General features: G+C 66.7%; 17 protein-coding genes. 4 read left to right on the plus strand and 13 right to left on the minus strand.

Annotated elements, in window-relative coordinates:
* Positions 1-61: 61 nt before the first annotated feature.
* Positions 62-229 carry a hypothetical protein gene (locus tag ACGGKE_RS03840; RefSeq protein WP_394440186.1) on the minus strand — a complete coding sequence of 56 codons (168 nt, stop codon included), beginning with the start codon at positions 227-229 and terminating at the stop codon, positions 62-64.
* A 182-nt stretch (positions 230-411) separates the two neighbouring features.
* On the opposite strand from ACGGKE_RS03840, the gene istA reads away from it, so the two are divergent.
* Positions 412-1,926 (plus strand): IS21 family transposase, encoded by a 1,515-nt coding sequence (gene istA / locus ACGGKE_RS03845; protein ID WP_021238707.1) that lies wholly within the window; start codon positions 412-414, stop codon positions 1,924-1,926.
* Positions 1,913-2,641 carry an IS21-like element helper ATPase IstB gene (istB, locus tag ACGGKE_RS03850; protein WP_031304487.1) on the plus strand — a complete coding sequence of 243 codons (729 nt, stop codon included), beginning with the start codon at positions 1,913-1,915 and terminating at the stop codon, positions 2,639-2,641. Before istA ends, istB begins: the two co-directional genes overlap by 14 nt.
* A gap of 115 nt (positions 2,642-2,756) precedes the next feature.
* Here istB and ACGGKE_RS03855 read toward each other — a convergent pair whose 3' ends face one another.
* From ACGGKE_RS03855 to ACGGKE_RS03875, 5 genes are all read right to left on the minus strand, one after another.
* Positions 2,757-3,521 carry a WYL domain-containing protein gene (locus ACGGKE_RS03855; RefSeq protein WP_394440188.1) on the minus strand — a complete coding sequence of 255 codons (765 nt, stop codon included), beginning with the start codon at positions 3,519-3,521 and terminating at the stop codon, positions 2,757-2,759.
* A 171-nt stretch (positions 3,522-3,692) separates the two neighbouring features.
* Entirely contained in the window at positions 3,693-4,139 is a 447-nt protein-coding gene (locus tag ACGGKE_RS03860) for a helix-turn-helix transcriptional regulator (RefSeq protein ID WP_394440190.1), read from the minus strand.
* Positions 4,140-4,159: 20 nt separating this feature from the next.
* Positions 4,160-4,516: a PilZ domain-containing protein gene (locus ACGGKE_RS03865; RefSeq protein WP_394440192.1), complete on the minus strand. Its 357-nt coding sequence runs from the start codon at positions 4,514-4,516 to the stop codon at positions 4,160-4,162.
* 117 nt (positions 4,517-4,633) lie between these two features.
* On the minus strand, positions 4,634-7,369 hold the full coding sequence (gene secA / locus ACGGKE_RS03870) for a preprotein translocase subunit SecA (protein ID WP_394440194.1): 2,736 nt from the start codon (positions 7,367-7,369) through the stop codon (positions 4,634-4,636).
* Between the two features lie 124 nt (positions 7,370-7,493).
* Entirely contained in the window at positions 7,494-8,561 is a 1,068-nt protein-coding gene (locus tag ACGGKE_RS03875) for a hypothetical protein (protein ID WP_394440196.1), read from the minus strand.
* Positions 8,562-8,686: 125 nt separating this feature from the next.
* Here ACGGKE_RS03875 and argJ point away from each other — a divergent pair, with 125 nt between their 5' ends.
* Both argJ and ACGGKE_RS03885 read left to right on the plus strand, forming a co-directional pair.
* On the plus strand, positions 8,687-9,910 hold the full coding sequence (argJ, locus tag ACGGKE_RS03880; protein ID WP_394440198.1) for a bifunctional glutamate N-acetyltransferase/amino-acid acetyltransferase ArgJ: 1,224 nt from the start codon (positions 8,687-8,689) through the stop codon (positions 9,908-9,910).
* Positions 9,910-10,707 (plus strand): inositol monophosphatase family protein, encoded by a 798-nt coding sequence (locus ACGGKE_RS03885; RefSeq protein WP_394440200.1) that lies wholly within the window; start codon positions 9,910-9,912, stop codon positions 10,705-10,707. The genes argJ and ACGGKE_RS03885 overlap by 1 nt, the downstream gene beginning before the upstream one ends.
* 190 nt (positions 10,708-10,897) lie before the next feature.
* On the opposite strand, the gene trxA is transcribed toward ACGGKE_RS03885, so the two are convergent.
* Genes trxA through ACGGKE_RS03920 form a run of 7 tightly spaced genes read right to left on the minus strand, consistent with a single transcriptional unit; the run spans position 10,898 to position 22,142 of the window.
* Complete coding sequence (trxA, locus tag ACGGKE_RS03890) at positions 10,898-11,218, minus strand: thioredoxin TrxA (protein ID WP_228166457.1); 321 nt, start codon at positions 11,216-11,218, stop codon at positions 10,898-10,900.
* Between the two features lie 29 nt (positions 11,219-11,247).
* Positions 11,248-14,682 carry a double-strand break repair helicase AddA gene (gene addA, locus ACGGKE_RS03895; protein WP_394440202.1) on the minus strand — a complete coding sequence of 1,145 codons (3,435 nt, stop codon included), beginning with the start codon at positions 14,680-14,682 and terminating at the stop codon, positions 11,248-11,250.
* Positions 14,663-17,632 (minus strand): double-strand break repair protein AddB, encoded by a 2,970-nt coding sequence (addB, locus tag ACGGKE_RS03900; RefSeq protein ID WP_394440204.1) that lies wholly within the window; start codon positions 17,630-17,632, stop codon positions 14,663-14,665. Before addB ends, addA begins: the two co-directional genes overlap by 20 nt.
* Positions 17,625-18,335 (minus strand): nucleotidyltransferase family protein, encoded by a 711-nt coding sequence (locus ACGGKE_RS03905; RefSeq protein ID WP_394440206.1) that lies wholly within the window; start codon positions 18,333-18,335, stop codon positions 17,625-17,627. The genes addB and ACGGKE_RS03905 overlap by 8 nt, the downstream gene beginning before the upstream one ends.
* A 24-nt stretch (positions 18,336-18,359) precedes the next feature.
* A complete protein-coding gene (locus ACGGKE_RS03910; protein ID WP_394441716.1) occupies positions 18,360-19,346 on the minus strand; it encodes an aminoglycoside phosphotransferase family protein in 987 nt (328 codons plus the stop codon).
* Positions 19,343-19,801, minus strand: coding sequence for a tRNA (adenosine(37)-N6)-threonylcarbamoyltransferase complex ATPase subunit type 1 TsaE (tsaE, locus tag ACGGKE_RS03915; protein WP_394440208.1), 459 nt, complete (start codon positions 19,799-19,801; stop codon positions 19,343-19,345). The genes ACGGKE_RS03910 and tsaE overlap by 4 nt, the downstream gene beginning before the upstream one ends.
* Complete coding sequence (locus tag ACGGKE_RS03920; protein ID WP_394440210.1) at positions 19,794-22,142, minus strand: PAS-domain containing protein; 2,349 nt, start codon at positions 22,140-22,142, stop codon at positions 19,794-19,796. Before ACGGKE_RS03920 ends, tsaE begins: the two co-directional genes overlap by 8 nt.
* Between the last annotated feature and the right edge of the window lie 19 nt (positions 22,143-22,161).

Raw genomic sequence — 22,161 nt, forward strand, 5'->3', positions numbered from 1 at the left:
GTCGTTGCAATGATAGCAGACAAAAAGGAAGAGTGCGCATGGAGCCCCTTCGGGGGTGCTCTCAGCGCGGCGCTCGGGCGGCAAGCTCGTTGTTGATCATCACGACGAGGGATTGAGCCGATGCAAGGTCTGGCTTGCCGCTGGCAAGGCCCTTGCTCGCCTCCTGAAATAGTGCTGCAAGCTGCGCGTCGGTTTTTTTGGCCAGATCGTCTTTCGTCATTTTGAACATGGATTCCTCCTGCTGTCTTGCGCCGCCCCCGATGGGCCGCGTTGAGGAGGCAGGAATCTGTGCCGGGTGAGGATCAGCGTGCAATAGGCACCCCCTTCGTGGGGTGATCGGCGTGCAAAAAGGACCCCTTCATCCCGGGGATTTAGTCGGCCGACTGGTTTTGATCAGTTGGCGAGAACGGGATGTTGATCGTGGAGACAGTGGTTCGGATTCGGCGTGAGCATGCAGCGGGTAAGGCGATCAAGGCGATCGCTCGTGACCTTCGTTTGTCGCGGAAGGTCGTCCGCAAAGCGATCCGGTCGCCGGAGGCGGCGTTCAACTATCAGCGCAAAGTCCAGCCGCTGCCGCGGATCGGTCCTTATCAGGATCGTCTCGATGCGCTGCTTGAGGAGAACGAAGGTCGCGGCCGCCGCGATCGGCTACGGATGACGCGTATCCATGACCTGCTGGTGCGCGAGGGGTTCGATGGATCCTATGATGCGGTGCGCCGCTATGCGGCGCGCTGGCGTGCTGCGCGGCGGAAGGATGCTGGCGAAGGCGCACCGGCGTTCATCCCGATGACCTTCCAGCCGGGTGAGGCCTACCAGTTCGACTGGAGCCACGAGGATGTGGAGATCGCCGGCAAGCCGATGCGGGTGAAGGTGGCGCATATGCGTCTCTGCGACTCGCGCGCACCCTATGTCCGGGCCTATCCGCGCGAGGGCCAGGAGATGCTGTTCGATGCCCATGCCCGGGCGTTCGCGTTCTTCGGCGGTGTGCCGCGACGCGGTATCTACGATAATATGAAGACGGCGGTGACGGCCGTGTTCACCGGCAAGGAGCGTGTGTTCAACCGCCGCTTCCTGATCATGACCGATCATTACATGGTCGAGCCGACCGCCTGCTCGCCGGCGGCGGGATGGGAGAAGGGCCAGGTCGAGCAGCAGGTCCAGACAATCCGAGGCCGCTTCTTCCAGCCGCGGCTCCGGTTCGCCAGCCTGGCCGAGCTCAACGGGTGGCTGGAGGCCGAGTGCCGGCGCTGGGCCGAGCATCATGCCCATCCCGAACGCGGGGATATTACCGTCGCCGAGGCGCTGGATATGGAGCGACCGGCCCTGCAGCCGATCCTGGCACCGTTCGACGGCTTCCATGAGAGCGAGCATGCCGTCACCGGCACCTGCCTCATCAGCTTCGATCGCAACCGCTACTCGGTCATGTCGACGGCCGCACGCCGGACCGTTCAGGTGCGCTCCTATGCCGATCGCATCGTCATACGCTGCGGCGATGCGATCGTCGGGGAGCATGAGCGCCACTTCGGTCGGAACCGCACGATATACGATCCCTGGCATTATCTGCCGGTCCTCGCGCACAAGCCCGGCGCGCTGCGTAACGGCGCACCGTTCCAGGACTGGGATCTGCCGCCCGCCCTGCACCGATTACGGCGAAGGCTCGGCACCGGGGACGAGGCCGATCGCAGGTTCGTGCGGGTCCTCTCGGCGGTGCTCACCGATGGCCTGGAGCCGGTAGAGGCTGCCGTGCGCGAAGCGTTGGCGAACGGAACGGCCAGCGACGAGCTGATCCTCAACATCCTCTCCCGGCGCCGCGAGCCGGCGACACCCCACAGCATCGTCACTTCGGAAGACCGGATGCTGCAGCATCCTCCGCTCGCCGACTGTGCCCGCTATGATCTGCTGCGAGGCTATGATGCAGCGGCATGATATGATCGACACGATGCGCGGCCTCGGACTCAAGGGCATGGCGGCGGCGTTCGACGAGGCGGTCACCACCGGCCTCCAGCGCAAGCGCACCACCATGGAGATACTGACCGACCTGCTCCGTGCTGAGGCGACCCACCGGGATGCAGCCTCCATCCGCTATCGGATGACGGCTGCGAGGCTGCCCGTGGTGAAGGACCTGGAGCGGTTCAGCTTCGAGGGCACACCGATCAATGAGGAGATGATCCGCTCCCTTCACGATGGCTCCTTCCTCCCGCCTCGCCGCAATATCGTGCTGGTCGGCGGCACGGGGACAGGCAAGACCCACCTCGCCATCGCGATCACCGCCAATGTCGTGCGAAGGGGCGCTCGCGCCCGCTACTTCAACACCGTCGATCTGGTGACACGCCTCGAAGAGGAGACCCGGATCGGCAAAGGCGGGACCCTGGCGGCGCAGCTGTCGCGGCTCGACCTGATCGTTCTCGACGAGCTCGGTTATCTGCCGTTCGCCCGCTCGGGAGGGCAGTTGCTGTTCCACCTCATCAGCAAGCTTTATGAGCGGACCAGCGTCATCATCACCACGAACCTCGCCTTCGGCGAATGGCCGACCGTGTTCGGCGATCCCAAGATGACCACGGCGCTGCTCGACCGCGTCACCCACCACTGCGATATCGTCGAGACGGGCAACGACAGCTGGCGCTTCAAAAACCGCAGCTGACAGCCACCTTCGGCGCCTTCAAAAATCTATCTTGCGCTGCGCGCGCCTCCGGTCGGGCTACGCCCGCCCTCCGCCGCACGCAGCGCAAGGCCATCTTCAACAAACCAGCATCATATTATCTGAAAAGGGGGTCCCTCTTCGACGCCGATCGGGGGTCCCTTTTGAACGCCGTTTGACAATCGAGCGCGATGACCTTTTGCTGCGTCTCAGACAGTTCAGGATGCGGTCCGATCTCCAAAGTGACATGCTCGTTCCAGTCGGCATCCCCTTCAGCGCTGATCTCGCTCGGCTTGGTGTTACGGGTCTCGATGATCCGCGAGAGAAGGAAGTCCTTGAAGCTCTGGTCGGTGAGACAGAAGGCCCGTGTATGCCAGCGGAAACCGTCGAACCCGATCGCGTGTGGCGCAATCCAGCGCCAGCGCGGCTCCGGCCGGGACAGGGACTGGTATTTGACCTCGATGGCTTCTGATCGGCGAATTGCGGCGACCACCGAACGTAGCGTTTTGGCGTTGACCCCCCGCACTGGCGTCGGCGCGGAGTCGTAGGACGGAAACTGCCCGATCCAAGCATCAGCCAGGTCGAGGATACCGTCGGCAACGGAACGAAGCTGAGAGAGGTAACGGCTGGCGTCCGGCTTCAAAAACAGGGGGTCGAACTTGCTGCCTCGGATGTAGGTTCGGGCGCTCTTGTCGTAGACCATGTTGTTCGGAGCCATGCCGATGTAGCGGTTCAGGTCGGTGGACGCCTGGTTCACCGACACGCCGAACGCATCCATCAGATCCCCCCGATTCACATGCCCCTCCCAAAACAGGCGGAACTCGATGAATTCGAGCCGTCGCTCGACGCCCCACCGAAGATCAGCCTTCTCTGTTACCACCATGCACTCCCAGTGACATGATCCGTCCCGAAACTAGGCCAGCCCAGTTTCTGGATTTTCGATCAAGCTATCTGAGAAGCGGTGTGGGTTCAATCGAAATTGGTAGGGTCTGCAAGCAAGGGAGAGGGCGGAATGGCGGCTGCGCCTCGGCCAACCGCCATACTGGGGCTATGGTCACGCGCCCGCTTGCTCGGTAGGAACGTGGTCCGAGGTGCTCGACCGGATCATCGCCTGCTCGTACTCCTCGATGTCACACAAGCGGTAGACGACCCGGCCGCCGAGTTTGACGAAACGTGGCCCGTCCCCAATCCACCGCCATCGCTCAAGAGTACGAGGGCTAATCCGCCAGCGTGCGGCCAACTCCATTTGGTTCATGTGTGCTGCCTTCATTTCCGTTTCCTTTCGCTCAGGCCCGTTTGACTGCGACACAACGAAGGCGTGGCCGGAAAACACTATCAAGTTAATACTGGCGGAAGCCTCAAAACCGGGGTTTTGCTGCATCTCGTCTTGAGCAGAGAAGTTCCTCGAAAGCGAAGATTCACCTACGAATACGAGGGCATGCTGGCGCGATGTGGGGCATACTTCGAGCGAGTTTGCCGAAGAGTCGTCTGCCTCCGCCACTATCCCCATAGAGATCGTCTTTACGCATATTGTCCGGGCGACACCTCGCGCAGGGTGATCGGTGCGTCCTGTGCGTCAGCGACATGCGCCTCGCCAATGATCGCGCGGGGGTCGATGGCGTGGCTCAGCAGCAGGCCGCAGCGGTCCGGGCCATTCCAGATCACCGTGCCGCACACTTCCAGATGATCGGCAATCAGCGTCACGCGCTCGCCCACGATCGGGAGCCATGCGCCCACGACCAGCGCGCCATAGATGGAGATGTTTCGCACCTCCACCGGCTGGCTGGTGCCGTTCCAGCTCAGCATCGCGGGTATCTGGGCGGCGAAGCGTTGTTCGCGCCTGCGTTCCGCCCGCGCCCGGCAAACCGTCTGTTCCATCGCCTCTCTCCCGGTTTGCCCCCCGGGGTTAAGACACACAGAGTCCGCCTCAAATCTTGAAAAAAGGTTACCGGCGGCGATCAGGGGCGCGCCGGCCGAGCAGCGCGCCCGGATGCGTCAGGCGAGCGCGCCGTGGCAATGCTTGTATTTCTGGCCCGATCCGCAGGGGCACGGCGCATTGCGGCTGATGTCGAGATTGGAGAAGTCCTCACCCGGTGCCGCCGGCGCAGGAGCGCGGGGGATGGTGGTCGTGATGCCGCCCAGCTGCCCCGCGTCGATATCGCCGCTGTTGTCCTCGCCGGAAAACGGGTCGATATGCGTCGTGATGAAATCGGGCAGCACGGGCAGCCCATAATCCTCCAGCGGCGGCTGCTCCATGCGGAACTGCACCCGCGCGATCGATCCGGTCACATCCTCGCGGATATTTTCCAGCATGCGTTCGAACAGGGCGAAGGCTTCCTGCTTATATTCGTTGATCGGCGTCTTCTGCGCATAGGCGCGCAGATGCACCACCTGGCGCAGCGCGTCGAGCGTCGAGAGATGTTCCTTCCAGTGATGGTCCAGGCTCTGGAGCAGGATCGACTTCTCGATCATGTGCCAGTCGGCCGCATCGATCTCCTTGACCTTCTCGGCCACCGCAGCGTCGGCCAGTGCCACCAGCCGTTCCTCGATCATTTCGGGGTCGACCGCGTCTTCGGCCAGCCAGGCGTCGAAGTCGGGCTCCAGGCCCAGTATCTCGGCAGTGCGCGCCTTCAGCCGCTCCATATCCCATTGTTCGGGATAGGTGCCGGGCGGGCAGGATGCGCCCACCAGGTCGTTGACCGTCTCGTGCCGCATGTCGGTCACGACATCGTCCACCGTGTCGGCGTCCATTATGTCGCTGCGCTGTTCGTAGATGACCTTGCGCTGGTCGTTCATTACGTCGTCATATTCGACGACCTGCTTGCGGATGTCATAGTTGCGCGCCTCGACCTTCTTCTGCGCGGTCTCGATGGCCTTGCTCAGCCATTTGGACGGCGGCAGCGCCTCGCCATCCTCCAGGTTGGACCGGATCATCTTGGCGAACATCGTGTCCGGGCCGAAAATGCGCATCAGGTCATCGTCGAGGCTGAGGTAGAAGCGCGAGAGGCCCGGGTCGCCCTGACGGCCCGAACGGCCGCGCAGCTGATTGTCGATGCGGCGGCTTTCGTGCCGCTCGGTCGCCAGCACGAACAGGCCGCCGGCGGCCAGCACTTCCTGCTTCTCCGCTTCGATCTCGGCTTCGATCCGGGCGATCGCCGCCTCGCGCTCGGGGCCATCGGGCATGTCGCGCAGCTCGTCCTCGACCCGCATTTCCAGATTGCCGCCCAGCTTGATGTCGGTGCCGCGGCCGGCCATGTTGGTGGCGATCGTCACCGCGCCCTTGCGGCCGGCCTGCGCCACGATATGCGCTTCGCTTTCATGGAAGCGCGCGTTCAGCACGGCATGCTTGACGCCTTCCTGGTTCAGGAATTCCGACAGCATTTCGGACTTTTCGATCGACACCGTGCCGACCAGCACCGGCTGCCCCTTTTCGGCATGGACCTTGATGGTCTTGGCGATGCCGCGGAACTTGTCCTCCAGGCTCTTGTAGAATGTGTCTTCCTCGTCGACGCGCTGGACCGGCCGGTTGGTCGGAATGGTGACGACGTTCATCTTGTAGATTTCGTAGAATTCGGTCGCTTCGGTCGCGGCCGTCCCGGTCATGCCCGACAGCTTGGGGTACATGCGGAAATAATTCTGGAAGGTGATCGACGCGAGCGTCTGGTTCTCGGGCTCGATGTTGACGCCTTCCTTGGCCTCGACAGCCTGGTGCAGGCCGTCGGACCAGCGACGTCCGTCCATCATGCGGCCGGTGAACTCGTCGATGATGACGACCTTGCCGTCCTTGACGATATAGTCGATGTCGCGGCGGAACATGACGTTAGCGCGCAGCGCCTGATTCACATGGTGGACGACGGCGGTATTCTCGAAATCATAGAGGTTCGCGCCCTGCAGCAAGCCCGCCTGCTCCAGCAGCCGCTCGATCTTCTCGGTGCCGTCCTCGGTCAGGGTGACGGTGCGCTGCTTTTCGTCCTTCTCGTAATCCGCTTCGGTCACCTGCTTCACGATCGCGTCGACGGCGACATAGAGTTCCGACTTGTCGTCGGTGGGACCCGAAATGATTAGCGGCGTGCGCGCTTCGTCGATCAGGATCGAATCGACCTCATCGACGATCGCGTAGTTGAACGGGCGCTGCACCATCGACCCGCGATCGAACTTCATATTGTCGCGCAGATAATCGAAGCCGAGCTCATTGTTCGTCGCATAGGTGATGTCGGCATTATAGGCGGCGCGCCGCTGGTCTTCCGACAGGTTGGGGACGATGACGCCCGTGGTCAGCCCCAGGAAGCGGTAGACCTGGCCCATCCAGTCGCAGTCGCGGCTGGCGAGATAGTCGTTCACCGTGACGACATGAACGCCCTTGCCCTCCAGCGCGTTCAAGTAAGTGGCCAGCGTCGCGACCAGCGTCTTGCCCTCGCCGGTGCGCATTTCGGCGATCTCGCCACGATGCAGGACGATGCCGCCCACCATCTGCACGTCGAAATGACGCATGCCCAGGACACGCTTGGACGCTTCGCGCACTGTGGCGAAGGCTTCCGGCAGCAAATCGTCCAGCGTCTCTCCCGCCGCCAGCCGTTCGCGGAACCGAACCGTCTGCGCCGCCAGTTCCTCATCACTCAGCGCCTGAATCGAAGGCTCGAAGGAAGCGATCCGTTCGACCACCTTGCCCAGCGACTTGACATAACGTTCGTTGGACGATCCGAAGATGGACTTGGCGAGTGCGCCGAACATGAGCTCTCCCTGAGCGAAAGGACTAGAAGGCGCAACAAGCCACGCCGCAAACAATTGAGCGGCAAATAGGCATCGGTCGGGCGCGCGTCAATTCAGCGCGGGGCGACGCGGCGCTAAAAGCCTGTCAGGCTTGCGCGATCCTGCGCGCTTCGGCTTCGCGCAGCACCTCGGTCCAGCGCTGGGCGATGCGGTCGCGGCCGTAATGGCGATCGAGATGGGCCCGCCCCGCCGCCAGCCGCTCCTGCTCCCCTTCCCAGCCAAAGGCGTAGCGCGCGAGCCCGCCCTGCCAATCGTCGAGCACGATATAGGGCCGCAATTCCTCATAGGACTCGATTGAATCCGCGATCACGCCCAGGCCCGCCATCATCGCCGTTGCCGGGCGGTTGATCGATTTGCCCAGCGTATAGTCGTTGCGCGGCACCGGGATGATGGCGACGCGATGGGCGCGCAGCGCGCGCGAGAAGCTTGCCAGCGACCAGGGCAGATAATGATGGGGGATGCCCCACTCCGCCGACGCCGTGCGATAAAGAGCGGGCTTGTTGCTGATGATCGTCAACGTCACGGGATGGCGGGCGGCGAAGCGCTCCAGTTCCGCGACGCTGTCCCGCAGCTGGCACAGCCCGGCGACGCCCGGCATGTTGTTGCCGAACCAGACGCAATGCAGCGCACCGCCGTGCCGCGCATGGAACCGCTCCAGCTGGCCCAGCCGCCAGCGATCCAGCAGCGGCAGCCGGCGGGCGCCCTTGGCCGACATGTCGTCCAGCATATCGGGGACGACCCGCACCCGGTCGCTGATGTCCGGCACCGACTGGATCAGCAACTGGCCCATGCGTTCGGTCGGCACCGTCACCAGGTCCGCCCGGCACAGCAGGTGATTGGTCCGCATGCCGTGGCGGGCGGAACGCTGGCAGCGATTATTGGCGAAGCGATTGTCGCAGATATCGAAGATCAGGCTGGATTGCGCCGCCGCTGCCGCCCGCGCGACCTTCATCGCGCCCCGGCCGAACGCCTTGGAAATGACGACGGCATCGTAGGCGGGCGCACGGCGCAAGCGCGGATAGCGCGCGATCCGCAATCCGGCGTCGCGCAGCGCGGCCATCGGCTCCAGCACGCGAAGCCGGATGCTCGCCTTCCGGGGCGAATAGCGTTTGGCATAAAAGGCGAACCGGCCCCCGCCCAAGTCCATCATCATCAGCGACCTTATTTATGCTGCCCTTATCAGCATGACGCCGCGAACCGCGCAAGCCCGCCCCATATTCCGCGTCGCCCGTTCGGCACGGGCTGGCTTTCGCGCGCTGCCCATCCTATGGCGAGGCCATGGACAGATCGCCCCTCGCCCCCGCCGCCTTCCCGTCCCTTCCCGCCATTGCCGGGGTCACGCTGCGCACCGCGCGCGCCGGCTACAAGGCGTGGGACCGCTGCGACCTCACCTATGTCGAGCTCGACGAAGGAACGGCGGTCGCCGGCGTCACGACGCAGAGCAAATGCCCCTCACCCGAAGTCGAATGGTGCCGCGACGCCATTCCGCTGGGCGCCGCGCGCGCGCTGGTGGTCAATGCCGGCAATGCCAATGCCTTCACCGGGCACCGGGGCCGGGCGGCGGTAGAAGCGATCGCGGCCAGGGTCGCCAATCACCTCGCCTGCCTGCCGTCGGACATCTTCATCTCCTCGACCGGAGTCATCGGCGTGCCGCTGCCCGTCGACAAGGCCGAGGCGGGGCTGGAGGCGGCCTTCAACGGCACCCCCTGCGGTTGGGAGGAAGCGGCGATCACGATCGGCACCACCGACACCTATCCCAAGGGCGCCTGCGCCAGCGCACTGATCGGAGAGACGCGCGTCGATCTGGTTGGCATCATCAAGGGGTCGGGCATGATCGCGCCGGACATGGCGACGATGCTTGGCTATATCTTCACCGACGCCGCGATCGAACCGGCGCTGTTGCAGCAGATGCTTTCGGCCGCGAACAAGCGGACCTTTTCCTGTATCACCGTGGATAGCGATACCTCGACCAGCGACACCGTGCTCGCCTTTGCGACGGGCAAGGCGGGCAATGCGCCGCTGCGATCGATGGACGATCCGGGCGCGGACGCCTTTGCCGCCGCGCTCGCCGATCTCTGCCGCCAGCTGGCGCATCTGGTCGTCCGCGATGGCGAAGGCGCGACCAAATTCGTGGAAATTCGGGTCGAAGGGGCAAGCAGCGACGCGAGCGCGCACCGCATCGGCCTGTCGATCGCCAATTCGCCCCTGGTCAAGACCGCGATTGCCGGCGAAGACGCCAATTGGGGCCGCGTCGTCGCCGCCATCGGCAAGGCGGGCGAACCCGCCGATCGCGACACGCTGTCGATCCGCTTCGGCGCCACGCAGGTCGCCACCGGGGGCCTCGCGGTAGAAGGCTATGACGAAGCGCCAGTGGCAGCGCATCTCAAGGGGCAGGAGATAGAGATTGGCGTCGATCTCGGGCTGGGTGATGGCCGCGCCACCATCTGGACCTGCGACCTGACGCATGGCTATATTTCGATCAATGCGGACTATCGCAGCTGATGATGCTCGCCCTGCACGAAGCCGTCGTCGCGCTGATGCGGCAAGTGGCGCGCGACGTGGTGATGCCCCGATTCCGCAACCTTGCCGCGCATGAAATCAGCGAGAAGGCGGCGAATGATTTCGTCACCATCGCCGACAAGGAAAGCGAACTGCGCCTGGCCGAAGGACTGGAAGCCATCCTGCCGGAGGCCGGCATCATCGGCGAGGAAGCCTGCGCCGCCGACCCGACGATCCTGGAACGCGCTGGCGACGGATTGAACTGGATCATCGACCCGATCGACGGGACCGGCAATTTCGCGTCGGGCAATCCGCCCTTCGGCATCATGATCGCGCTGGTGGACGCTGGCGCCACGCTGGCGGGCTGGATCCTCGATCCGATGACCGGGCGGCTCTGCCATGCGCTGCTGGGTGGCGGCAGCCATATTGATGGGGAGCAGGTGCAGGCGCGCGAAAGCGGCGGCGACCTGCCGATCGCGGCGCTGGCGGTCTATTTCATGAGCGAAGACGAGCGCGCCGATATTCAGCGGCGCGCGGACGGCCAATTCGCACTGGTCGACATTCCCCGCTGCGCCGCGGAGCAATATCCGCGGCTGGTGCTGGGTCAGAATGACGTGTCGGTCTTCGCGCGCACCCTGCCCTGGGATCATGCGGCGGGCACGCTGTTCGTCAATGAAGCGGGCGGGTGTTGCCAGCGGCTGGACGGCAGCCCCTATCTGGTGGGCGACATACGCCGCGGGCTGCTGGGCGCATCCTCGCCGCGGCTGTGGGAACGGGCGGCGCAGCAACTGTTCAGCTGAACGGCAAAGCCCGACAGCGAACACGACAAGTGGAAGCGTTTGGTCCCGCCCAAACGCAAACCCGCGCACTTGTCGCTTTCGCTGTCGGAGTATGGCGAAAAGGCGCGCATCGACAACGACTTGGCCGGTGCGACGGAGCGACGGCCGAGGCAAGGTCCATGACCTTGCTTCGCACCGCCGCCATGTGGCGTCAGAGGACGCTTTCGATCCAGCCCTTGAGCGCGCTCTTGGGCGCCGCGCCGACCTTGGTCGCGCTGACCTCGCCATTCTTGAACAGGATCATTGTCGGAATGCCGCGCACGCCATATTTCCCCGGCGCGTCGGGATTTTCGTCGATGTTGATCTTGGCGATCGTGACCTTGTCGGCCAGTTCCTCGGAGATTTCCTCCAGGGCCGGGCCGATCATCTTGCACGGGCCGCACCATTCCGCCCAGAAATCGACGAGCACCGGCTTGTCGGCGGCGATCACGTCTTCCTGGAAGCTGACATCGGTAACTGCCTTGGTGGCCATGGGTAAATCTCCTTTGCTTGGCGCAATATCTAGGATGATGGCGCGTGTCGCTCAACGGGCGGGAGCGGCAAATTCTCCTGCGCGGGGACAAAGCCCGGCTTGTGCGCCGTCAGCAAGGCCGCCGGCAGGGTGATGAGCCGCGGCGCGCTGGTGTAGAGCAGGCCCGCCTCGATCCGCCGATCGGGAAAGATCACGGCGAGCGCGGCGGCATAGGCGGCCATCTGCCGAATATGGGAGGACGGCACGTCGGCCAGCGTCAGCGGCGCGACTCGCCCGGTCTTGAAATCCACGAACTGCACCACGTCCGGCCCGACGCAGAGGCGATCGACGGTGCCGGCGATCACCGCCTCCCCCACCACGGCGGCGATCGGCGCTTCGGCGAGCGCATCGGGACCGAACAGGCCCGCAAAGTCGGGCGCGTCGATGACGCGCAGCGCCTGGGCGATCAGGTCGCGCCGCCCGCCAGCATCGTCGAGCCCCTGCTGCGCCAGCCAGCGATCGGCCGCCGCGTCCCGCTGCGACGGCGCGAGCGCGGGCAGCCGCTCGAACAGGGCATGCAGCCAGCGGCCTCGCTCGGCCGCGGCGCGCATCGCTGGCGTAGGCGGGGGATAGGGCACATCATCCTCGACCTGAGCCGATGGGGCCAGCGGCCGTGGCGGCCGCGCCTCGGCCGGCGCGGCTTGCCGCAGCCAGGCGGGCGCGTCGACCGGCGCCTCGGCCACCACTTCCTCCGACGCCGCCTCCTTGGCGGGCAGTTGTTCCGCCCCGCGCCAGCGCCGCGCCGCTCCCCATAGCGGATCGGCCTCCCACTCCGCGCCCAGCGAGACCATCGCGCCTTCGACCGCGGCGAACCAGCTTTCGGGCTTCACCTCGCCCTTGGCGCGCGGCCCCAGCGACCCGGCCACGACCAGCTTTTCCTCGGCCCGGGTCAGCGCCACGTAGAGAAGCCGCCAATGCTCCTCCCGCTCGACCGCCGCAGCCGCTTCGGCCACCTCGCCGATCGGCCCCTGCCGCTCGGCCTTGCGCGGCGGCAGGATCGGCAAGCCGTTCCACTCCAGCATGTCCGCGCGATTGCCGGCATCGGGATCAAGGCAGGCGTCCGCCAGGATGACGATCGGCGCCTGCAATCCCTTGGCGCCATGGACCGTCAGCAGCCGCAGCATGTCGCCCTGCGCCGCGGCGTCGCGGACAATCTCCACCTCGCCGCGGTCGAACCAGTCGATGAAGCGCTGCAGCGAGGGATGATCGTCGCTTTCGAAAGCAAGCGCCGCGTTCAGCAATTCCTCGATCGGATCGGCTGCTTCCGCGCCCAGCCGCTCGATCAGCTTGCGCCGCCCGTCAACCGCCCCCGACAGGATCGCCTCCAGATAGCGGTAGGGGGTCGAGAAATCCGCCACGGACAAGAGATCGCGAAGCGGCTTCAGCAGGTCCTCGTCCAGCGTCTGGTTCAGATGCCGCCACAGCCCCGTCTTCCGCCCGATCAGGCGCATCATCAGATCGTCCTGCGTCCACCCGATCAGCGGCGACACCAGCAAAGCGGCGAGGTTCAGCTCATCCTCGGGCTGGACCGCGAAGCGCAGCGCCGCCAGCAGGTCGCGCACCGCGAGCGGCGCATTGAGCCGCAGGCGGTCGATGCCCGCCACGGCGACCTGCTCCTCATACAGGCGCGCGACGATCAGCCGCGCCAGCTCGCTGCGGCGGCGCACCAGGATCATGATGTCGCCAGCGCGCACCGGGCGGCCGCGGCTTTCCAGCATCACTCCGTCGTCGATCCACTGCCGCACCTGCCGCGCGATGCGCTGGGCGAGGACGCGCTCCTGATCGTCGACCCAATCCTCCTCGCCCTCGGCGTCTTCGGTCAGATTGGCGATGACCGGCTTCCAGAGCAGCACTTCGCCCGGATGGCGATTGGCGCTGTCATGACGCACGTCGCCGCTGTCCAGCCCCAGCCGCTCGGCCCGCAGCGTCGCGATGGTGCGATCGACGACATCCAGCACGGCCGGCGTCGAGCGGAAACTGCGGTCGAGCGAAAGGTTGAAGAAGTCGTGGCCAGCCCCGTCCGCATCGCGCTGGAACAGCAGTTGCGCGGCGGCGAAATTCTGCGGGCTGGTGCCCTGGAATCCGAAAATCGCCTGCTTGAAGTCGCCGACGGTGAAGATGGTGCGGACCCGCTCCCCTTTCGCGCCTTCGCCGCTGAAGAACTCCTCCGCCAGCGTGCGGACGATGCGCCACTGGGCGGCATTGGTGTCCTGCGCCTCGTCGACCAGGATATGGTCGATCCGCTGGTCGAGCTTGTAGCGGATCCACTCGGCAATGCCCGGCTGCTCCAGCAGGCTGGCGGTGCGGCCGATCAGATCGTCGAAGTCGACCGCGCCGGCGAGCCGCTTGGCGCGCGCATAGGCGCGGGCATAGGCGCGGCCGGCGTGCAGCGCCTGTCCCAGCAACGCGGCATAGTCGGCGCGCAGCTTGAGCGCGATCAGTTCGGCGCAGCGGCTGTGCAGCCGCGCCGCCATCTCGCCATAGCCATCGACCGGCGGCACCCACCCTTTGGCGTCGATCATGTCGCCATCCGCCTTGGCCCAGGCGCGATGGAGATCGATGAGGCCCGCGGCTCGGCCGGCAGGATCGAGCGCGCGCCAGGCGGCGATCCGCTCGCATCGCTCCAGTCCCCGGCCCTTGCCCCAATCCGCATTGGCGCGGACGACCCATTCGAGCGAACGCAGATCGAACATGTCGTCGCAGCACTGGTCGGCAAGCCATTGATCGATATTGCCTTCCGGCAGGCCCAGCGCCTGGTTCAGCCAGGGGGCGATGTCGGCCGGCAGCGCATCCAGCGCGTCCCCCCGCGCGGCGCAGCGCAGCAGAAAGCCTTCCGCCCCGCCCTCGCCCAGCCGCAGGCTGAGCGCCTGAAGCGCCGCCATCAGCGCGTCATCGCCCTCTTCCTGCGCGCCCACCACCAGGTCGGCCAGCGTCTGGCGCGCCAGAGTCGATTGCTCGCGCTGGTCGAGCGGGCGAAAACCCGGCGCCAGCTCGGCTTCCAGCGGAAAGGCGGTGAGCAGTTGCTGGCAGAACCCATGGATAGTCTGGATGCGCAGGCCACCGGTCGATTCCAGCACCTCCGCGAACAGACGCCGGGCATGGTCCTGCATCTGCGGCCCATGATCCTCGCCCAGCGCGATCAGGTCGGCGGCAAGGCCGGGGCCGTCCATCTGCACCCAGGCGGCCAGCCGGTCATGGATGCGATCGGCCATTTCCGCCGCGCCCGCCTTGGTGAAGGTGAGGCAGAGGATCTGTTCGGGGCGCACCCCCTGCAGCAGCAGGCGGAACACGCGCGCCGTCAGCACATGCGTCTTGCCCGTGCCGGCGGAGGCCGAAAGCCACACATGCGCGTCCGGCGCCGCGGCGCGCGCCTGATCGCCCAGCAATTTCTGAAGCGCGCGCGCCTTAGCCATCGTCGCGGCCATACCATTCCTCCAGCCGCATCAGTTGGTCATAATCGCCATAATTGGCGAGTTCGGGGTTCAGTTGCGCCACGAAGGGCGCATTGCCCAACAGATAGTCATTCGCCAGCGTTTCGAAATGGGCGTGGGCATGGGCGGTGAATTCGTCGGTCACGATCTTGTCGCGCTTGCCCATCGGATCGACCGGCCGTTCGCGATAGCCGAACTGATCGCCCTTCTTGGCGAGCGACCAATATTCGAAGTCGCCTGCCTTGGGCGAGGGCCCCAGCCCGTCGAACCCGCCCAGTTCGGCCAGCACCCCCAGCAGGCCAAGCTGCAGCGAGAAGCCCGCCTTCACCTGCCGCGCGCTCGGCGGCTTGCCGGTCTTGTAGTCGATGATGCCGATGCGACCGTCGGCCAGCCGGTCCAGCCGATCCGCCTTGCCCATGAGCGTGACGCCCGCGACGTCCCCTCGTCCCTCCTGCTCCACCGAGAGGATGGTGCGCCCCTCGGCCTTGTCGCGTGCGACCTCTGCCGCGATCCAGCGGATCGATTCGATCAGGCGGGGCTGCCACAGCGCCTTGAGCAGCGGGTGGACCTGCGGCTGGTCGAACATCGCGCGGGCACGCGCCTCCAGATCGGCGGGATCGAGCGTGCCCGCTTCGGCCCAGCGTTGCAGGACGTCATGCACCGCGGTGCCGCGCCAGGCGGGCCCGGCATCGGCGTCAACCGGGTCGAGCCGCGCCAGTCGCAGGATGCGCCGCGCGTAGAAAGCGAAGGGATCGGCCTTCAACCGATCGACATCGGTCACCGGAATGACGCGCGGCCGCGCTGCGACCGGCGGCACGGGCGCGGGTCGCCGCGCCGGGCCATAGGCCGACGGCGCGTCGATCGCCCGCGCCAGCAGGGCATAACGGTCGGCGGATTTCCACTGCGGCCCCGCCATCGCCTTCAGGCGCAGCCACAGGCGCGAAGCGACCGCCGGGCCGCCGCTGCCGCGCCGGGCGCGCGTGATCAGCACGCGCGGCGCGCCCAGTGCGCCAGCGAAATCGTGCGCGGCGAGACCGATGCGTGTCTCTAGTCCCGGCAGCCCCAGTTCGCGGCGAATGCGCGGGGCCAGCCATGGATCGGGCGCCGGCAGGCCGGGCCAGGTGCCTTCGTTCAAGCCGCCCAGGATCATGAGATCGGCCTGGGTCAGGCGCGCCTCGATCAGGCCCAGGATCGACAGGCGCGGGTGACCGCCCTGCGGCGGACGCACGGCAAGGCCGCCAAGCATATGGTCGAGCAAGGCCGGCAACGCGCGCGGGTCAGCCTGGCGCGGGCCTTCGGGGGCGGCGGCCTCCATCTCGGTGAAAAGGTCGGCGGCGGCATGCCCCTGATGCCCGGCCCAGATCGCATCCGCCGACAGCGCGCTCGCTTGTTCCCGCAGCGCCGCCAGTTGCGCGGCCAGGCCGGTGGCGTCGGCGAAGGCGGTTTCCAGCGGCTCCAGAACGGCGCGCGCGGTCGGCCACCAGGCGCGCACCCGATCCCGCAGGCCGCGGTGCCGGTCGTCGTCCTGCGGCAGCAGCAGCAGGTCGATGCCGTGCAGCCCGGCCTGCGGGCGCGGGCCGCGCAGCAGCAGGTCCAGGCCGCGCACGCCCTCCAGCCAGGAAAGCCGCGCTTCACCGCGCATCACCAGCGGATGCTTGAGCAGCGTCAACAGCGGCACCGGCGCGAATCGTTCGGCCACCGCTTCTGCCATCGCGATCAGCAGAGTGCCGGGCGGCAGGCGCGACAAGGGCTGGCCCGCGCTGTCGTCCGCCTCGATCCCCCACCGGCGCAGATGCGCGGACACGCGCGTCGCCAGCTGCCGGTCCGGCGTCACCAGCGCAGCGGTGCGGCCCGGCGTTTCCAGCGCCTCGCGCAGGGCTATGGCGATGGCCTGCGCCTCCTCGCCAGGGGTCGCGACTTCCAGCGCCTCCACCCCGGCGAGCGAACGGTCGGCGGTCTTGAGGTCGCGCCAGCGGCTGGTGAGCCGCGGCGGCAGCATGGCGTTGGAGATATTGCGCCCCCGCACGGCGCGCGCATCATGCTCGCTGCCCCAGCGCCATTGGGCGACATCCTCGCGCGTCGCGCTCATGCGGTCGAGCAGGCGCTTGAGCGCATATTGCGGATGACTCTCATGCCCGGGCGGCCGCTGGCCGGTGACCGGATCAGGATCGAACGGGCCGATCGCGTCCCAGGCGTCGGCGTCCATATGCTGGTCGAGCCCGGCAAACACCACCAGCCCGCGCGGCATTTCGGACACCCGGCGGAGCAGGCGCGCGACGGCGGGCGCGGTTGTCGAGATGCCTGCCGCCGCGACGAAGCCGGGCGGCGGATGCGCGCCCCACCGATCGGCCAGCCGATCGAACAAGCGGTTGCGGCGGTCGGCAAGGTCGATGCAGCCGATCCGCGCCAATTCATCGGGCCAGCGCGCGATCAGTATCTCGAACAGGGTCAGCGACACCTGCCAATGGCGCGAAAGGTCGGCGGATAGGTCCAGCTCGCGCAGCGCGCGTAGCGGCACGCGCTCCACCTGCATCTGGTCCAGCACCGCGCCCAGCGCCTGCGCCAGTTGCAGCGCCTGCCCCGCGTCGATGTCGGGCCGGATGTCCTGCACCATGCGCGCCAGCATCATCTGCCGCCGCATCGGCGCGACCGCAGGCAGGATCGGCGCTTCCTCGCCCAGCGGGTCGAGCGCGCCGCCCACTTGCTCGCCCAGATCCGGATCGCCGATCGCGACGAGGCGCGGCAGCAGCAGGCCGCCGCCCGACTGGCGCACGAATGCGTCGCGCACCGCCCGGATGGCGCGGTTGTTGGGCAGCAGCACCATGCCCTGCGCCAGCGCCATGGGATCGCCGCGATGCTGCGCCAGCAGGCCGGTCACCAGCGCATCGGCGAAGGCGCGGTGCGCGGGAATGGTGAACAGCGACGGGCGCGCCCGCTCACCCATGGGCGAGCATCGACTCCACGACGGGGATCGCCGCTGGCGTGCCGACATCGAACCACAGCCCCTGGTGCGACACGCCATAGAGGCGCCCCGCCGCGATCGCGCGGTTCCAGAAGATGTTGGTCGAAAAGACGTCGCCGGGCGGATCGACCAGCAGCGTCGGCGAAAGGATCTGGATGCCGATATAGACGAAGGGCGCAACATGCCCCTGCTTGCGCCGGGTCAGGCGGCCATTGGCGTCCATCCGGAAGTCGCCCATGCCGCTGTGGCAGTAGGCGCGCGCCTGCGGGACGAGCAGCAGCAGCGCGTCCATCCGCTCCGGGTCCCAGACGCTGCGCATCATGGCGAAGGTTTCGGCCGGGCCATCGACCCAGAAATTGTCGCTGTTGACGCAGAAGAAGGGCTTGTCACCCAGCAGCGGCTTTGCCTGCATCAGGCCGCCGCCCGTCTCCAGCAGCTTCGCGCGTTCGTCCGAGACGGTGAATTCCAGCCCGCACCGCCGCGCCTTGAGATGCGCTTCGACCGTGTCGGCGAGATAATGGACATTGACCACCACCTTGCGCACGCCGCCGGCCTCCAGCCGGTCGAGCGCATGATCCATCAGCGGCTTGCCCGCCACCTTGACCAGCGGCTTGGGTCGCGTCGCGGTGAGCGGCCGCATCCGCTTGCCAAGGCCGGCCGCCATCAGCATCGCCGTGTCGATCATGCGCGCGCCCTCATGCCACTCCCCTCATGCTAGGGCGAAAGCCTGCAGCGCCTGGTGACGCTTTTCCGCGGGTATATTCTGCGCGAACCAGTCTGCCACGGGCGTGAGCGCGGGATGCGCGAGGTCGCGCTCCAGCAGGCTCCACATGCGCGGCAGGTAGGACAGATAGCGCGGCTTGCCGTCGCGCTTCCACAGGCGGGTGAAGATGCCGATGATCTTGGCGTTGCGCTGAGCGCCGAGCACGGCATAGACCGCGTCGAAATCCGCGGGCGGCGCGGCGATCGCGCGATAATGGGCCAGCATCGCCGCCTCCACCGCCACCGGCACGTCGCGCCGCGCATCCTGGAGCAGCGAGACCAGGTCGTAGGCGGGATGGCCGATCAGCGCGTCCTGGAAATCGAGCAGGCCAAGGCCATGCGAGGTCGGATCGTCGATCAGCATGATATTTTCGGCATGATAGTCGCGCAGCACCGTCACCGGCGCGCTGGCCGACTGCTCGACCAGCGGCAATACCTGATCCCATGCGCCGACATAGGCGTCGACATCCACGGCAAGATCGACGGCAGGGCAATAATATTCGGTCAGCAAACCGACTTCGCGCTGATAGACGCCGCGATCATAGGGCGGCAGGTCAGCGGGCGGCAGCCTGTGCAGTTCCGCCAGCAGATCGACTGCGCGGGCATAGACCGACAATTCCTCGCCAGGATGCGCGTCCAGATGCTCTTTGACCCGCAGATCGCCGAAATCCTCGATCAGGACCAGGCCCTGCGTCAGGTCGCGCGCCAGGATACGCGGCGCGGCAAAGCCGTCCTGCCGCAATCGTTCGGCGATGGCGATGAAGGGGCGCGGATCCTCCTGCGGCGGCGGCGCGTCCATCAGCACGGCCTGCCCTTCCCGGCCGACGACGCGGAAGTAGCGACGGAAGGAGGCATCGCATGCGAGCGGCAGGATCGCGGCCTCTCCCCACCCGGCCTGGGCGAGGAAAGCAGGGGCAGCGGCGGGCGGGATCAAATCTGGGACCATCGATCCGTCCAAGCCTCCGGCACGTCCGCTGTCAAGCGTCGCGCGCCATCCTCCAATATCTCTATGGTGAGGCGCAGGCTGTGCGGCCACAGCGCGTCGCCCAGCCGGTCGGGCCATTCGATCAGGAGCAGCCCGTCCATCAGATAATCACCGAGCGCCAGTTCCTGCGCTTCGGCGGCATCGTCCAGCCGATAGAGATCGACATGCGTCACCGGCAGGCTGACCTCCGGCACGTCATAGGGCTGGACGATGGCGAAACTGGGGCTGGGCGCTTCGCCTTCCAGGCCCAGCGCTTCCAGTAAGCCCCGCGCCAGCGTCGTCTTGCCGGCGCCCAGCCCGCCTTCCAGCGCGATGACGTCGCCGATCCGCGCCTGCCGCGCGATGCGACGGCCAAGGTCCAGCATCGCCGCTTCATCGGGCAGGTCCAGAACCCGGTCAGCCACGCGGTAATTCGATCAGGATCATGGTGCCTTGCCCCTTCTTCGACACGAGCTGCAGCGTACCGCCATGCGCCTGCACCAGCTGGCGGGCGAGCGGCAGCCCCATGCCCGCCTTCGCGCCGCTGCGGGCCTGTTCGGCGCGGACCAGCGGCTCGAAGATCGCCTGTTGCCGTTCGGCGGGAATACCGGGACCATTGTCGGAAATGACGATACGCGCCTGTTCCGCCGTGCCGTCGCCATGGAGCAGGATGCGCGCGCCGCGGCTGCAATAGTTGAGCGCATTTTCGAGCAGATGGTCGATGCACTGGCCGATCCGCCGTTCGTCACCCCGCACGATACCGACCGTCGGCGCCAGTTCCACCGCCAGCTCCATGCCCTTCGCCGCCGCGTCGCCGCGCAGCCGATCGACCCGCGCGCGCGCCAGCGAGGCGAGATCGACCGGCAACCGCTCGATCGGCAACGTCCCCGCCTCGCTCTGCGTCAGGTCGAGTACATTGTCGATCAGCATCGCCAGCCGGCCCGTGCTCTGCAGGATGCCGTCGACATAATCCCTGGCCGAATCCGACAATTCGCCGGCATAGCCCGCGCTCATCATCTCGGCGAAACCGGCGATGGTGGTGAGCGGCGTGCGCAGCTCATAGCTCATATTGGTGACGAAGGCGGTCTTGATCTTGTCCGCCTGCTCCAGCGCCTCGTTGCGGTCGCGCAGCACCTGTTCGACCCGCCGGCTGTCGGTGACGTCCAGCATGGTGAAAAGGGCATTGCCGTCGGGCAGAGGGATAGCGGCGAATTCGAAGATGCGCCCATCGGCGAAGCCGACATGGCCCATGCGCTGCTTGCGCTCCAGGGTCGCGGCGCGCACCAGTTCGCGGACCAGATTGCTCTGCTGGGGCTTTGCCAGGCAAGATTGCACGTCGCGCATCAGGTCATCGATGCGCGGATGGGTGGCGAGCAGTTCCTCGCTGGCGCCCCAGACCGTGCGGAAGCGGCTGTTCCACATCTGCAGCCGACCATCGGCCGCGAACACGCCGATCGATTCGAACAGATTGTCGAAGGTCGCGGTGCGCACGCGCAGCAGCGTGTCGCGCGCGCTCGACAGCTGGACCTGTTCGGTGCGATCCTCGAAGATCAGCAGCAATCCGCCATCGGGCAGCGGCTGGGCGTAGATGCGTAGATGCGTGCCGTCCTGCAGCAGCCAATTCTCCTCCAGGGGCTCAGGCGACAGGAACCAGTCGCGCCGCTCCGCCCGCCAGGCTGGGAAATCGCGATGTTCGGGCAGACGGCGCGCATCACGCATCTGGTCGAGCACGCGTTCGAACAATGGCGCGTCGGCCAGAGCGTCCTGACGCAGGCCAAAAAGGCTGATGAAGGGCTGGTTCCAGAAACGCAGCGTCCGGTCGGAGCCGAAGCGGGCGACACCGGCGGAGAGGCGATCGAGCAGATCGCGCTGGGCCGCTTCGAGCCGGCGGCGCTCGACCCGCGCCTGCTCCAGTTCATGCTGGTCGACCGCATAGCCGGCTATCCCCGCCTCGCCCAACGGCACGTCGACCACGCGCATCATGCGCCGTTCCCCGTCAATGGTGGCGGGAACCATGCGTTCGACCAGTTCGTCACGCGCCATCGCGTCGGCGGCTGCGGCCTCGGGCGGCACGCCGCCCACCGATTCGACCAGTTCGATACCCTGGGTGATGACATCCCGCGCATCCTGCGCATCGACCGCGCGGACATAGGCGCTGTTGACCAGGCTGAGCCGCAGGTCGGGCGTGCGATGCCACATCGGAAAGGGCGCGGCTTCGACCAGTCCCGCCAGCGCCTCCAGCGCCTCCCGCAACTGCTCCACCTGGGCGCGCAGCGACTGTATTTCCGCCTGGCTGTCGGTCGCGTCGAAAATCCACAGCAGGACGCCGCCGCTTTCCGCAAGATCGGGCCCCGCCGGCGCGCCGCGCACCAGCAGCAGGCGAGTGGAGCCAAGACCCCGGATCGGCAAGGCGAAGCTTTTTCCCGCTCGCTGCGCGGCGGCGATTTCGCGCGCGAGCGCCTGCGCGTCCTCCGGCTCGATCCCGCCGTCCTCGGCCGTGAGTTCCGACAGGAAGTTGGGGGCGCGGGACTTGCCCAGCCATTTGGCGAGCCGGTCGGCGGCTTCCAGCCGGCCATCGGGATGGACGATGACCGGAGCGGCAGGCGCGGAGGCGAGCAGCGCGGTCAGCCGATCGAGCCTGCCCTGTGAATGCGTGCCTTCGCGCCGCATGCGCTGGCCGCTCATCAGCGCCCAGATCGCAGCGCCCAGCCAGAGCGCCAGAACGACGCCCAAGATGATGGCGGCAACAGGCGACAGCGCCGTCATAGGCGACCGTCCCTTATCC

This window comes from Sphingobium naphthae (assembly GCF_043589935.1).
GTDB lineage: Bacteria > Pseudomonadota > Alphaproteobacteria > Sphingomonadales > Sphingomonadaceae > Sphingobium > Sphingobium naphthae_A.